Consider the following 12861-nt stretch of genomic DNA (forward strand, 5'->3'; position numbering starts at 1 on the left):
CCGGCATTCTAACTCTTATATAAGAGCTAACCCTTAAAAGCCCCTCATCGTTCACGCTTGGCACGCGGCCAGCGCGCATGGCAGTGATGCGCAATCGTCAACATCCTGCCATGTGTCACACCCTAGAATCGTGATTCGTTTTTTGCATTTGTCTGGAGATTTCCGCATGACCGCTCTTGTCCCGGCCGCCTCGCCCCACGTGATGAACACTTATGGCCGCCTGCCCATTGCCCTGGAGCGCGGCGACGGCGTGCGTGTGTGGGACGTGAACGGCAAGCAGTACATCGACGCGCTGGGCGGCATCGCGGTAAACACGGTAGGCCACAACCACCCCAAGCTGGTGCCTGCACTGCAAGACCAGATCGCCAAGCTGATCCACAGCTCCAATTACTACCACGTGCCGCTGCAGGAAGAGCTGGCGTCGATGCTGGTCGAGCGCTCGGGCCTGACCAACGTGTTCTTCTGCAATTCGGGCCTGGAAGCCAACGAAGCCGCATTGAAGCTGGCGCGCAAGTTCGGCCACGACAAGGGCATCGACATGCCAGTGGTGGTGGTCTATGAGAAGGCCTTCCACGGCCGCTCGATCGCCACGCTGTCGGCCACGGGCAACCCCAAGGTGCAGGCCGGGTTCGGCCCGCTGGTCGAAGGCTTCATCCGCGTGCCGATGAACGACATCGAGGCCATCAAGCAGGCCACTGAAGGCAACCCCAATGTGGTGGCGGTGTTCTTCGAGACCATCCAGGGCGAAGGCGGCGTGAACCCGATGCGCATCGATTACCTGCAGCAGCTGCGCAAGCTGTGCGACGAGCGCGACTGGCTGATGATGATCGACGAAGTGCAGTGCGGCATGGGCCGCACCGGCAAGTGGTTTGCGCACCAGTGGGCGGGCATCCTGCCGGACGTGATGCCGCTGGCCAAGGGCCTGGCCTCGGGCGTACCCGTCGGCGCGGTGGTGGCCGGCCCCAAGGCCGCGCACATCTTTGGCCCCGGCAACCACGGCACCACCTTCGGCGGCAACCCGCTGGCCATGCGGGCCGGCGTGGAAACCATCCGCATCATGGAAGAAGACGGCCTGCTGCAGAACGCGGCCGACGTGGGCGCCTACCTGAAGGCCGCGCTGGAGCGCGAACTCGGCGGCCTGCCCGGCGTGAAAGAGATTCGCGGCCAGGGCCTGATGATCGGCGTGGAGCTGACCCAACCTTGCGGCGCGCTGGTGGGCCAGGCGGCCGAAGCGGGCCTGCTGCTCAGCGTGACGGCAGACACCGTCATCCGCATGGTGCCCTCGCTCATCCTCACGCGGGCAGAGGCCGACGAAATCGTGAGCCTGCTGGCCCCCCTGGTCAAGACGCTGCTGGCCGAATGAACCTTTCGGAATGAACCCTCCGTTATGAAGCACTACCTGCAATTCAACGATCTTTCCGCTGACGAATACGCCTACCTGTTCGGCCGTGCCGCGCTCATCAAGGGCAAGTTCAAGAGCTACGAAAAGTACCACCCGCTGGCCGACCGCACGATGGCCATGATCTTTGAAAAAGCCAGCACCCGCACCCGCGTGAGCTTCGAGGCCGGCATGTACCAACTGGGCGGCAGCGTGGTGCACCTGACCACGGGCGACAGCCAGTTGGGCCGCGCCGAGCCCATCGAAGACAGCGCCCGCGTCATCAGCCGCATGACCGACCTGGTGATGATCCGCACCTACGAGCAGGCAAAAATCGCCCGCTTTGCCGAGCACTCGCGCGTGCCGGTCATCAACGGGCTGACGAACGAATTCCACCCGTGCCAGATCCTGGCGGACATCTTCACCTTCATCGAACACCGGGGCTCCATTCAGGGCAAGGTGGTGGCCTGGGTGGGCGATGGCAACAACATGGCCAACACCTGGCTGCAGGCGGCCGACCTGCTGGGCTTCACCGTGCACGTCAGCACGCCCGGCGGCTACGAGATCGACGAGAAGCTCGCCTTTGGCGACCGCACGCCGCGCACCGGCTGCTACAAAGTCTTCAAGGACCCGATGGATGCCTGCCGCGGCGCCGACCTGGTCACCACCGACGTGTGGACCAGCATGGGCTACGAGGCCGAGAACGAAGCGCGCAAGCAGGCGTTTGCCGACTGGTGCGTGGACACCGAGATGATGGGCGTCGCCCAGCCGAACGCCCTCTTCATGCACTGCCTGCCAGCCCACCGGGGCGAAGAGGTGGAAGCCGACGTGATCGACGGCCCGCAGTCGGTGGTGTGGGATGAGGCGGAAAACAGAATGCACGCGCAAAAGGCACTCATGGAGTACTTGTTGCTTGGTCGCATCGACTGAACTTACTGCTGGTCGTTCCCTTGCCCCTGATTGACCAGCATCTACCAACGCATGACTTCGCCGAGCGGCACACGCTGCGGGTGCGGGCACGGCCAGGTGCGTTGCTGGACTGCGCGGCAGACCCGGCGATAGGCGACGACCCCTTCATCGAACGCTGCATTGCGCTGCGCGAGGCGCCGGCCCGCCTGCTGGCACGCCTGGGCCGCCCCACGGCGCTGCCGGCGCGGGTGTTTGGATTGGCGGACTTCACGCCGCTGGGGCGCGATGGCGACCGTGAACTGGCTTTCGGCCTGGCGGGCCGCTTCTGGCAAGCGGACTACGGCCTGGTGCCCTGGCATGCGCCCGCATCGGCAGATGCGCCCGGGTTCGCCCGGCTGGTGATGAACGTCACCGCCACCCCGCTGCCCGATGGCGCCACGCTGCTGGCCACGGAAACACGGGTGCACTGCCCCGATGCGCTGAGCCGGCGGCGCTTTGCGCCCTACTGGTGGTTGATTCGGCCCGTGGGCGGGCTGATCCGCAGGCGGCTGCTGCAACGCATCGCCAAGGCAGCCAGCACGGCAGCGGTGGCGCCGGCCACCTGAAATTCAAGCCAAAACAGCCTCTAGCGCTTGATACACAAGCGCGAGCAGCTATATTTTTAATAGCGATCAGACATCAATCGCCAGCGCCGTGCCGGTGCGAAGGCGGCATCGCCACCGGCTTTTCCACAGGCGCCTTGGCTCCCTGATCGCCTGCCGCAGCGCCCGCGCTGCCGCACGACCCGCAAGTGGCGCAGCCTCCGCCGTCGCTGCTGCTGCCGCAGCCCGGCGCCTGGCCCAGGCTGGAATGCACCCGCCCCAGCCGGCCGCGCCAGCGCTGGGGCATGTAGCGCCACAGCACATACAGCGCAGCCAACGCCACGATCAGTCCAACGACCAGGTTCTGCGCCATGCTGCTCATCACCCGGCTCCCATCGCCACGGCGATGCGGTAGGTGATGAAGCTGGCGATGTAGGCCAGCGCGAACAGGTAGCCCGCCATCACCAGCGGCCAGCGCCAGCTGTTGGTTTCGCGGCGCACGGCGGCGATGGTGGAGATGCATTGCGGCGCGAAGATGAACCACACCAGCAGCGACAGCGCGGTGGCCAGCGACCAGCTCTGCGCGATCAGCGGCCCCAGTTGCGCAGCGGTTTCGTCGCCGGTGGCGGACAGCGCATACACGGTGCCCAGCGCGCCCACCGCCACCTCGCGCGCGGCCATGCCGGGCACCAGGGCGATGGAGATCTGCCAGTTGAAGCCGATGGGCGCGAAGATCACCTCCAGCATGCTGCCGATGCGCCCGGCGAAGCTGTATTCGATGGCCGGGCCGGTGGCGCCCGCGGGCGCGCCCGGGAACGACGACAGGAACCACAGCAGCACGGTGACGGCCAGGATGATGCCGCCCACGCGGCGCAGGAAGATCAGCGCCCGTTCCCACAGGCCGATGGCCAGCCCGCGCAGGCTGGGCCAGCGGTAGGTGGGCAGCTCCATCAGCAGCGGGGTGGCTGCGGCGCCGCTGCGCAGCAGCTTGGCGACCCAGGCCACGGCCATGGCGCTGACGATGCCGCCCACGTACAGCGCGAACAGCACCAGGCCCTGCAGGTTGAAGAGCCCGGCCACGGTGCGCTCCGGAATGAACGCGGCGATCAGCAGCGCATACACCGGCAGGCGGGCCGAGCAGGTCATCAGCGGCGCGATCATGATGGTGACCAGCCGGTCGCGCCAGTGCGGAATCGAGCGCGTGGCCATGATGCCGGGAATGGCGCAGGCAAAGCTCGACAGCAGCGGAATGAACGAGCGGCCCGACAGCCCCACCGTGCCCATGACGCGGTCGAGCAGGAAGGCTGCGCGCGGCAGGTAGCCGGAATCTTCCAGCACCAGGATGAAGAAGAACAGGATCAGGATCTGCGGCAGAAACACGATGACGCCGCCCGCGCCCGCAATGATGCCGTCGGTCAGCAGGCTGCGCAGCGCGCCCTCGCCCATGTGCGCATTCACCCCGGCGCCTGCGGCGGCCGTGGTGGCCTCGATCCAGCCCATGGGCGCTTCGGCCCAGCTGAAGACGGCCTGGAACATCAGAAACAGCGTGGCCGCCAGCAGCAGCAGGCCCCACACGGGGTGCAGCACCACGGCGTCGATGCGGTCGTCGCGGCGCAGGCTCACCAGCGGCTCGCGCACGGCCACCTCCATCACGCGGCGCACTTCCTGGTGCAGTTGCAGCACCTGCTGCTGCGGGTCAGCCATGGCCGCCGGCGCAGCAGCGGCATGGGCCGCCAGGGCGCCCAGCGCCGCCGGCTGCACTGCGTCGAGCCAGCGCACCAGGTCCTGCGCGCCGCCGCTGCGCACGCCCACGGTGGCGATCACCGGCATGCCCAGCTCGCGCTCAAGCGCCTCACGGTCAATCACGATGCCCTGGCGCTCGGCCATGTCGCTCATGTTCAGCACCAGCACCATGGGCAGGCCCAGAGCGCGCGCCTCCAGCACCAGGCGCAGGTTCAGCCGCAGATGGGTGGCGTCGGTCACGCACACCAACACGTCGGGCGCAGGCTCGCCCGCGCGCTTGCCCGTCACGATGTCGCGCGTGACGGCTTCGTCCATGCTCTGCGCATGCAGGCTGTAGGCGCCGGGCAAGTCCAGCACGCGCACGCGCCGGCCACTGGCGGTGACCAGCGAGCCTTCCTTGCGCTCGACGGTCACGCCGGCGTAGTTGGCGACCTTCTGGCGCGCGCCGGTCAGCAGGTTGAAGAGCGCGGTCTTGCCGCAGTTGGGGTTGCCCAGCAGGGCGATGCGCAGCGGCTGGCCGGCCGTCGACGGGATGGATGCCGTGGTGGTGGTGCTCATGCGGCGGCACCTTCGGTGTGGACCTGTACCTGCACCAGAGCGGCTTCATGGCGGCGCAGCGCGAAGGTGGCTTGCCCCACGCGCACGGCGATGGGGTCTCCGCCCGGCAGTCCGCTGGCCACCACGCGCACAGGTTCGCCCGGCAGAAAGCCGATTTCCATCAGCCGCAGCACCACGTCGCGCTGTGCGGCGTCGCTGGCGGGCAGCAGGCCGGTGACGGTGGCGGGAACATGGCGCGCCAGCGTGTCGAGTCCGACGGACGGCGCGCATGCGGCAGCTGGCGCCAGGGGGGCCGTGGAGCCGTCCTGGAAGGATTTCATGGGAACCTGTTTGAAATGATATTAATTCTCATTTTACGAGCCGGCAGTAGTGCAGCGTTGACGTGGGTCATAACCACCCGGCCGCTGGCTTATGCTGCACGCCCCCAATGACCGTCGCCTGCCACCGTGCGCGCAGGCGGTTTCAGCTGCCGCCGCTGGAAGACGGCGCGGCCTGAACCCAGGCCGGCTGCCATGGGGTCAGGCCACCGGCAAACCGCCCACCTGGCCCTTGAATTCCTGCAGCGAAAAATAGGTATGCGCATGCCGCACGCCCGGCAGGCGGTGCAGCTTGCTTTGCAGCAGATCGGAATACGCATCCAGGTCGCGCGCCACCACCACCAGCAAAAAGTCTGCGGGGCCGGAGATGCCGTGGAACATCACCACCTCCGGAATGGCGCAGACCGCTTCTTCGAATGCGCGTGAGGCGATCTCGTTCTGGTGGTCGATGCCCACCATGACGAACGCCATCACGCCCCAGCCCAGCGCGCGGCGGTTCAGTGCGGCGTGGTAACCGCTGATGACGCCGTCGTCTTCCAGCTTTTTCACGCGCCGCCAGCAGGGCGACTGCGACAGGTGAGCCATCTGGGCGAGCTCGCCCGATGTGAGGCGGGCGTTGGCCTGCAGTGCGCCGAGCAGCTGAAGGTCGATGCGATCGATCTGGTTTTGCATAAACATTCCGGAGCAGCGACTTAGAAGGTTGAATTATCCAATTTTTAACAGCAAACCAAATAGACCAGTGACTTTTACCCTCTTGTGCGACTAGCATTACCCGAAACGCACCGGCAACCACCCATGCCGGTTGGTGAGACCCGCTCGCCCTGAGCCTGTCGAAGGGCTTTCGCGTATGCGACCTGGCTTCGACAGGCTCAGCCCGAACGGATTTTTCTTCACTGATTGGCAGTGCCCATGACCACCGCTTTTTCAACACCCGCCATGCCCACACCTTTGCGACTCTGGGACATCTCAGCCCCTGTGCATGCCGCCAGCCCGGTCTTTCCCGGCGACACGGCCTATACGCAGCAGTGGTGCGCCACCATCGGCCCGGGCTGCCCGGTGAACGTCAGCGCCATCACCCTGTCGCCGCACGTGGGCACGCACGCCGACGCGCCGCTGCATTACGACGCGGCGGGCGACAGCATCGGCCACGTCGCGCTCGATGCGTTCATCGGCCCGTGCCGCGTGATCCACGCCATCGGCTGCGGCCCGCTCATCACCTGGGATCACATCGCCCATGCGGTGGGCACGCAGAGCGGGACGGATGCCGCCCTGCCCGCCCGCGTGCTGGTGCGCACCTACCAACGCATGCCGGTGGACTGCTGGGATGGGCAGCTGACCGCCTATGCGCCGGACACCATCGAGCGCCTGGCCGACCGCGGCGTGGTGCTGGTGGGTATCGACACCGCCAGCATCGACCCGGCCGACAGCAAGGCGCTGGACAGCCACCAGGTGATCCGCCGACGTGGCCTGCGCGTGCTGGAGAACCTGGTGCTCGACGAAGTACCGGAAGGCGACTACGAACTCATCGCCCTGCCCTTGAAGCTGACCACCGCCGACGCGTCGCCGGTGCGCGCCGTACTGCGCGCGCTGGGCTGACGGAACTGCCCATCGCCCGAATCTTCAAGCCTTTTTGGCCTGCGACGCTTGATACATAAGCGCTACCAGCTACAAAAATAATAGCTAACTGCATCATGACCCCCACCACCACCCTGCAAGACTGCCTGGCGCGCGACGCCGCCGACCCGCTGAAACCGCTGCGCGAGCACTTCGCGCTGCCGCCCGGCGTCATCTACCTGGACGGCAATTCGCTGGGCGTGGCGCCGCGCGCCACGGCCGCGCGCGTGGCCGACGTGGTGGCGCGCGAATGGGGCACCGACCTCATCAAGTCTTGGAACAGCGCCGGCTGGTTCGACCTGCCGCAGCGCCTGGGCGACCAGCTGGCACCGCTGATCGGCGCCGCCGCCGGCGAAGTGGTGTGTACCGACAGCACGTCCATCAACCTCTACAAGGTGCTGAGCGCGGCGCTGAACATCGCCCGTGAAGACAGCCCGGCGCGCCGCCGCATCGTCAGCGAGCGCAGCAACTTCCCCACCGACCTCTACATCGCCGAAGGCCTGTGCCGTGAACGCGGGCTCGAACTGGTGCTGGTGGAGCCCGGCGACATCGCGGCCGCGCTGACGCCCGACGTCGCCGTGCTGATGCTCACCCACGTCAACTACCGCACCGGCGCCATGCACGACATGGCGGGCATCACCGCCGCAGCGCATGCCGCGGGCATCCTCACCGTGTGGGACCTGGCGCACAGCGCGGGCGCGGTGCCGGTCGATCTGAACGGAGCGGGCGCCGACTTTTCGGTGGGCTGCGGCTACAAATACCTCAACGGCGGCCCCGGCGCGCCGGCCTTCGTCTGGGTGCACCCGCGCCATGCCGATCGCTTCTGGCAACCGCTGTCGGGCTGGTGGAGCCACGCCGCGCCATTCCAGTTCACGCCCGGCTACCAGCCGGCCGCCGGCATCACCCGCTACCTGTGCGGCACGCAGCCCATCATCAGCCTGTCGGCCCTGCAATGCGGGCTGGACGTGTTCACGGCAGCAGATGCGCTGGGCGGCATGGCGGCGCTGCGTGCCAAGTCGCTCGCGCTGACCGATCTGTTCATCGCGCTGGTGGAAGAGCGCTGCGCCGGCCACGGCCTGGAGCTGGCCACGCCGCGCGAGCACGCACGCCGTGGATCGCAGGTGTGCCTGGCCAAGGACACGGGCGCCTACGCCATCGTGCAGGCGCTCATCGCGCGCAACGTGATTGGAGACTTCCGAAAAGGGGATGGCGGTGAAGGTCCGCACAAGGACATCCTGCGCTTCGGCTTCACGCCGCTCTACATCGGCTTCGAGGACGTTTGGAACGCGGTGGAGCACCTGCGCCAGGTGCTGGAGACGGCCGAATGGCAGCGCCCCGAATTCAATCGCCAGCACGCGGTGACCTGAGCATGTGCCCCCACGCTTCCACCCCTGATGAGCACGCCGCGGCCGGCTCACCCGAATCCGTCGTGCACCAAGAGCGCGCGCAACTCGACTTCAGCCGCAGCATGAGCTATGGCGACTATCTGCAGCTCGACGCCATCCTTACCGCGCAAAAACCGTTGTCACCCGCGCATGACGAGATGCTGTTCATCGTGCAGCACCAGACCAGCGAGCTGTGGATGAAGCTGATGCTGCACGAGCTGCGCGCGGCCATTGCCCACGTGGCCAGCGACGAGCTGCAGCCCGCGTTCAAGATGCTGGCGCGCGTATCGAAAATCATGGAGCAACTGGTGCATGCCTGGGACGTGCTGGCCACCATGACGCCGCCCGAATACAGCGCCATGCGGCCGTACCTGGGCCAGTCGAGCGGCTTTCAAAGCTACCAGTACCGCAGCATCGAATTCGCGCTGGGCAACAAGAACCGCGCGATGCTCAAACCGCACGAACACCGCGCCGAACTGCTGGCGCAGGTGCAAGCGGCGTATGAAGCCCCGTCGCTGTACGACGAGGCCCTGCGCCTGCTGGCGCGCCGCGGCATCGCCGTGCCCGCCAGCCACACCGAGCGCGACTGGACCCAGCCCTACCCCGAAAGCGATGCGGTCGAACAGGCTTGGCTGACGGTGTACCGAGACCCGAAAACGCACTGGGACCTGTACCAGCTGGGCGAAGAACTGACCGATCTGGAAGACGCCTTCCGGCTCTGGCGCTTTCGCCATGTGACCACGGTGGAGCGCGTGATCGGCTTCAAGCGCGGCACGGGCGGAACGGGCGGCGTGAGCTACCTGCGCAAGATGCTGGACGTGGTGCTGTTCCCTGAGATCTGGCGGCTGCGCACGTCGCTGTAAGCCTTCTTCCGCCCCCCAAAAAGAAGCGCCCTGCATCCGTTCGATGCAGGGCGTTGTTACTTCAAGCGTCGTCTCAAGGAGCCTGGACGTTCAGCGTCTCGCTGATGCTCACCGTGCGGTAGTCGGCATTGCCGGTGATCTCCGACTCGGCGAACGGCACGCGCAGCCACTGCTTGGCGCCATATGCGCGGGTGTAGTCACCATAGTGTGCCGAGGCCGGGTCGTCAGACAGCGAGAACGTCAGGAAGGTGTGCGCCTGCACGCCGCCGGCGGGGAAGCTCACCACCTGCATGTAGCTGTTGCCGTGCGGCTGGCCGTCCATGGTGCAACCGCCGCGCTCGATGGGGTTTTCCGAGCAGGTGATGGTGAAGTAGCCCACGTCGCCGCAGCCGCCATACAGCGCAATGCGCTGGCCGCCGCGCGTGGCGAACAGCAATTCGCCGCGCGCGGCATTCATGGCGAAGCCGCTCTGCGCCACCTGGGTGACGGCGGCGGCGAAGGCGGTGCGCAACGCGGGCGCGGCGGAGGCCGACAGATCGCGCGGGGTGTTGACCGGGTCGGCCGCATCGAAGGGCACGGCATACAGCTGCGCGGCGGGCACGATGGCCTGTGCGCGGCGCCAGAAGGCGTCCCATACATGCGAGCCGCGCGCGTCGGCATTGCCGGTGTTGTCCCAGGCGCGCAGCGCGGCGCAGGCCGCTGCCGCGTCGGCGGTGGCGGTGGTGGCACACACCACATCCAGCGCCTGGTCCTTCAAGCGCTCGGCGCTGTAGACGCGGCTGCCCAGCACCATCTGCCGCACGATGGCGCTGGAGGCCTGCGTGCCCGCGTAGCCGTCGGTGCCCGCCAGCCGCTGCAGCGCCATGGTGTGGCCCAGTCGCGTGCGCAGGCTCTGCGGCGTGCCGGTGGTGCCGAAGATGGCCGGGAAGCCGGTGAGCGGAGCGCGCGGGTTGGCCAGCCAGTAGCTGTCGTTCATGTTGCCCACGTAGTCCGCGCGCAGCAGGCTGGGCATGCGCGCCGGGCCCACGGCGCCCTTTTGCGCTGAATCGGTGTCGCTCTGCCAGTCGCATTCGCTGCGTGAGCCGTCGAGGAACGGCACGTTTTTGGGCAGCGCAGCGGCCACGGCGCGGCCGAAAGCGGTGGTGCAAGACGCCACCTGCGCGGGCGGCACATTGGGCACGGCGCCGATGTCGGCATACCAGGCGCGGCTGTCGCCACGGCCCACCGCCACGGTGTTGACCCACGGAATGGCCGACTCTTCCCGCTGGATGGCCATGAATTCGTCCAGCGACTTCGCCTGGTTCCAGCGCATCCAGTTGCGGAAGGTGCGCAGGTTCTCGCCGTTGATGTCGCGGATGGCGAAGGCGGTGGTCTGGTTCCAGCCCAGCGCCGGGTTCAGCGTCGCCAGGTTGACCATCGGGCCGTATTCCGAGCGGTAGAGCGTGCGCGTCACATCGGCCGTGCCGCCTGCCGCGGTGCGGCTGGGCACGGTGATGGTGGTGGCGGTCATCTTCACCGCGCGTCCGTCGCGCAGGTAGCTGGTGGCATTGCCGGCGGCCAGCGTCAGCTGGTAGAAGCCGAAGCGGCGCGCGGTGGAGACGGTGTGGCTCCACGCCACGTTGTCGTTGAAGCCGATCAGCATGACCGGAATGCCGAGGCAGGACACGCCGCTCACGTTCAGCTCGCCGGGGATGGTCAGCTGCGCCTGGTAGAACCGGTCGGGCCCCTTCCAGTACCAGTGCGGGTTGCCGAACAGCACCGGGCTGCCCTCGCCGGTGACCGCCGAGCCGAAGCCGTACATGTTGCTGCCGATGCCCAGCGTGCCGCCCACCTGCAGGTCGGGCGTGCGCGTGCTGGCGGGGTCGATGGCAGCGAGCTGGTGCGGCTACGCGCCGGTGTCCTTGGCTGCAGCCGCTTGCGGTGCGGCGGTGCTGGCAGCCGGCGGCGTCGCATTGGCAATGGCTGCCGCAAAGTTGCTGTAGCCGCCGGCCAGGTTGGCCGCGATCATGCGGCGCCAGAGGTCCTGCTCGGTCACCGTGGCCACCCAGGCTTCGCTGCGGCACGCCGCGTGGCCGCTGGCGCCGCCCTTCACGTCGCGCACATAGCGGTTGTAGCCGGCCGTGAAGCCCCGCACACCATCTGGCGCAGTTTGTCGGGTTGCGCGGCGATCATGCGGTCCACCACGTCGTTGGAAATGACGTGGCGGTGGAAGAAGTCGGAATCGATATTGCGCCCCGCATGTTTGTCCTGGCTGCGACAAGGCCGCGGGACGCTTCAGGACTGGTGCAGGCACCTGCCCGGGTTCCGCCCCTGCGCCGACACGGGGTCGCCCCTGCCGTATTCTTGGCAAGCTGCCCACCTCCCCATCTACCTGCACCGCCTCTTGCCAACTACCCGCACTTCATCCCCTCCCCCCCTGCCCACCAAGGAGCAGATCGCACTGCTGCCGCTGTTCGAAGGCCTGGACATCGGCCGCATCTGGCTGATCGACAACGATGCCGATGCGGCCACCGCGCTGCAGGCGCTGATTGACTTGCCCGTCGTCGGCTTCGACACCGAATCGAAACCCACCTTCGTGCGCGGCGACGTATCGACCGGCCCGCACCTGGTGCAGTTCGCCACGCTGGAGCGCGGCTGGCTGTTCCAGCTGACCTCGCCCGGCTGCCGCCGCGCAGTGCAGGCCTTGCTGGCGTCGCGCAGCCTGGTCAAGGCAGGCTTTGGCCTGGACAACGACCGCAGCCAATTGGCGCGGTCGCTGGGCGGGCCAGTACACGCGCTGCTCGACCTGGACTCCGTAGTGCGCGGCCTCGGCTACCCCAAGTCGGTGGGGGTGAAAACCGCTGTCGCCCTGCTGTTCGGCCAGCGCTTCGTCAAGTCCAAGAAAATCGGCACGTCGAATTGGGCGCAGCCCCAGCTGACGGAATCGCAGCAGCGCTACGCCGCCAACGATGCCTATGCCGCGCTGCGGGTGTACGAAGCGCTGCAAGCGGCCAACCCGCCTCGGCCGCTGCTGGGCACCCGCGAAGATCTCCTTGACGCTGAAGAGCCCACACCTGCCGCCCCGCCTCGCCGGCCTCGGCCCGAACCCGCTGCGGCTGCCCCGTCCAACGACGCGCTTCGGGTGCACCAGACCATGCCGCTGCTGCGCATCGAGGGAGTCGACCGTGCCCTGCGCTTCTACGCAGGGCTGCTGGGCTTTGCGGTGGATTGGGAGCAGCGTGTCGACGGTGATGCGCCCCGCTCTCTGCAGGTGTCACGCGCCGGCTGCGTGCTGATGCTGTCGGAGCACGAGGCGGACGGCACGGCCGGCGCGACGGTATTTTTGAATTGCACCGGGCTGGTGGCTTTCCATGCAGAACTCATCGCGCGCGGCTATGCGGTCATGCGGCCGGGTGTGGAGAAAGCACCTTGGGGCGGCGACCAGATGACGGTCACCGACCCGTTCGGCAACCGGCTGCGGTTCGTGCAGGACTGAGAGCGGGTCACACAACGCTTCTGTGACCCGCTCTGAAA

General features: G+C 67.4%; 11 protein-coding genes and 1 pseudogene. 7 read left to right on the forward strand and 5 right to left on the reverse strand.

The genetic code is table 11. From position 1 onward, the window contains the following. The first annotated feature begins 166 nt into the window (after window positions 1–166). From RQI28_RS11240 to RQI28_RS11250, 3 genes are read left to right on the forward strand one after another with little or no spacing between them, the layout of a single operon-like run. Window positions 167–1363, forward strand: a complete 1197-nt coding sequence (locus tag RQI28_RS11240) for an aspartate aminotransferase family protein (RefSeq protein ID WP_311222686.1) — start codon at window positions 167–169, stop codon at window positions 1361–1363. Window positions 1364–1387: 24 nt separating this feature from the next. Further along, window positions 1388–2308, forward strand: a complete 921-nt coding sequence (gene argF, locus RQI28_RS11245) for an ornithine carbamoyltransferase (protein ID WP_311222687.1) — start codon at window positions 1388–1390, stop codon at window positions 2306–2308. A gap of 20 nt (window positions 2309–2328) precedes the next feature. Beyond that, window positions 2329–2892 (forward strand): hypothetical protein, encoded by a 564-nt coding sequence (locus RQI28_RS11250; protein ID WP_311222688.1) that lies wholly within the window; start codon window positions 2329–2331, stop codon window positions 2890–2892. A gap of 73 nt (window positions 2893–2965) precedes the next feature. On the opposite strand, the gene RQI28_RS11255 is transcribed toward RQI28_RS11250, so the two are convergent. The 4 genes from RQI28_RS11255 to RQI28_RS11270 form a co-directional block, all read right to left on the reverse strand. Further along, on the reverse strand, window positions 2966–3250 hold the full coding sequence (locus RQI28_RS11255) for a hypothetical protein (RefSeq protein WP_311230892.1): 285 nt from the start codon (window positions 3248–3250) through the stop codon (window positions 2966–2968). Further along, window positions 3250–5169 (reverse strand): ferrous iron transporter B, encoded by a 1920-nt coding sequence (locus tag RQI28_RS11260; RefSeq protein WP_311222690.1) that lies wholly within the window; start codon window positions 5167–5169, stop codon window positions 3250–3252. The genes RQI28_RS11255 and RQI28_RS11260 overlap by 1 nt, the downstream gene beginning before the upstream one ends. Continuing rightward, the gene (locus tag RQI28_RS11265; RefSeq protein WP_311222691.1) at window positions 5166–5489 is read right to left on the reverse strand and encodes a FeoA domain-containing protein; all 324 of its coding nucleotides are present in this window, start codon (window positions 5487–5489) and stop codon (window positions 5166–5168) included. Before RQI28_RS11265 ends, RQI28_RS11260 begins: the two co-directional genes overlap by 4 nt. Before the next feature lie 198 nt (window positions 5490–5687). Then, the gene (locus RQI28_RS11270; protein ID WP_311222692.1) at window positions 5688–6158 is read right to left on the reverse strand and encodes an Lrp/AsnC family transcriptional regulator; all 471 of its coding nucleotides are present in this window, start codon (window positions 6156–6158) and stop codon (window positions 5688–5690) included. A gap of 264 nt (window positions 6159–6422) precedes the next feature. Here RQI28_RS11270 and kynB point away from each other — a divergent pair, with 264 nt between their 5' ends. The 3 genes from kynB to kynA all read left to right on the forward strand — a co-directional run bounded on the left by kynB (window position 6423) and on the right by kynA (window position 9348). Beyond that, window positions 6423–7082, forward strand: coding sequence for an arylformamidase (gene kynB / locus RQI28_RS11275; protein ID WP_311222693.1), 660 nt, complete (start codon window positions 6423–6425; stop codon window positions 7080–7082). Window positions 7083–7177: 95 nt separating this feature from the next. Then, window positions 7178–8467, forward strand: coding sequence for a kynureninase (kynU, locus tag RQI28_RS11280; protein WP_311222694.1), 1290 nt, complete (start codon window positions 7178–7180; stop codon window positions 8465–8467). Between the two features lie 2 nt (window positions 8468–8469). After that, window positions 8470–9348, forward strand: a complete 879-nt coding sequence (gene kynA / locus RQI28_RS11285; protein ID WP_311222695.1) for a tryptophan 2,3-dioxygenase — start codon at window positions 8470–8472, stop codon at window positions 9346–9348. A 73-nt stretch (window positions 9349–9421) separates the two neighbouring features. Here kynA and RQI28_RS11290 read toward each other — a convergent pair. After that, a pseudogene (locus tag RQI28_RS11290) lies at window positions 9422–11580 on the reverse strand (penicillin acylase family protein); the annotation flags it as partial. 151 nt (window positions 11581–11731) lie between these two features. Between RQI28_RS11290 and RQI28_RS11295 the strand changes: the two are divergent. Beyond that, window positions 11732–12823, forward strand: coding sequence for a glyoxalase superfamily protein (locus RQI28_RS11295; RefSeq protein WP_311222696.1), 1092 nt, complete (start codon window positions 11732–11734; stop codon window positions 12821–12823). The last annotated feature ends 38 nt before the right edge of the window (window positions 12824–12861 follow it).

The organism is Acidovorax sp. WCS2018Noco2-16 (genome assembly GCF_031843945.1).
Lineage (GTDB): Bacteria > Pseudomonadota > Gammaproteobacteria > Burkholderiales > Burkholderiaceae_C > Paracidovorax.

Coding starts and splice junctions, on each gene's coding strand:
- RQI28_RS11240 (WP_311222686.1), top strand. CDS start 167: ATGACCGCTCTTGTCCCGGCCGCCTCGCCCCACGTGATGAACACTTAT.
- argF (WP_311222687.1), top strand. CDS start 1,388: ATGAAGCACTACCTGCAATTCAACGATCTTTCCGCTGACGAATACGCC.
- RQI28_RS11255 (WP_311230892.1), bottom strand. CDS start 3,250: ATGAGCAGCATGGCGCAGAACCTGGTCGTTGGACTGATCGTGGCGTTG.
- RQI28_RS11260 (WP_311222690.1), bottom strand. CDS start 5,169: ATGAGCACCACCACCACGGCATCCATCCCGTCGACGGCCGGCCAGCCG.
- RQI28_RS11265 (WP_311222691.1), bottom strand. CDS start 5,489: ATGAAATCCTTCCAGGACGGCTCCACGGCCCCCCTGGCGCCAGCTGCC.
- RQI28_RS11270 (WP_311222692.1), bottom strand. CDS start 6,158: ATGCAAAACCAGATCGATCGCATCGACCTTCAGCTGCTCGGCGCACTG.
- kynB (WP_311222693.1), top strand. CDS start 6,423: ATGCCCACACCTTTGCGACTCTGGGACATCTCAGCCCCTGTGCATGCC.
- kynU (WP_311222694.1), top strand. CDS start 7,178: ATGACCCCCACCACCACCCTGCAAGACTGCCTGGCGCGCGACGCCGCC.
- kynA (WP_311222695.1), top strand. CDS start 8,470: ATGTGCCCCCACGCTTCCACCCCTGATGAGCACGCCGCGGCCGGCTCA.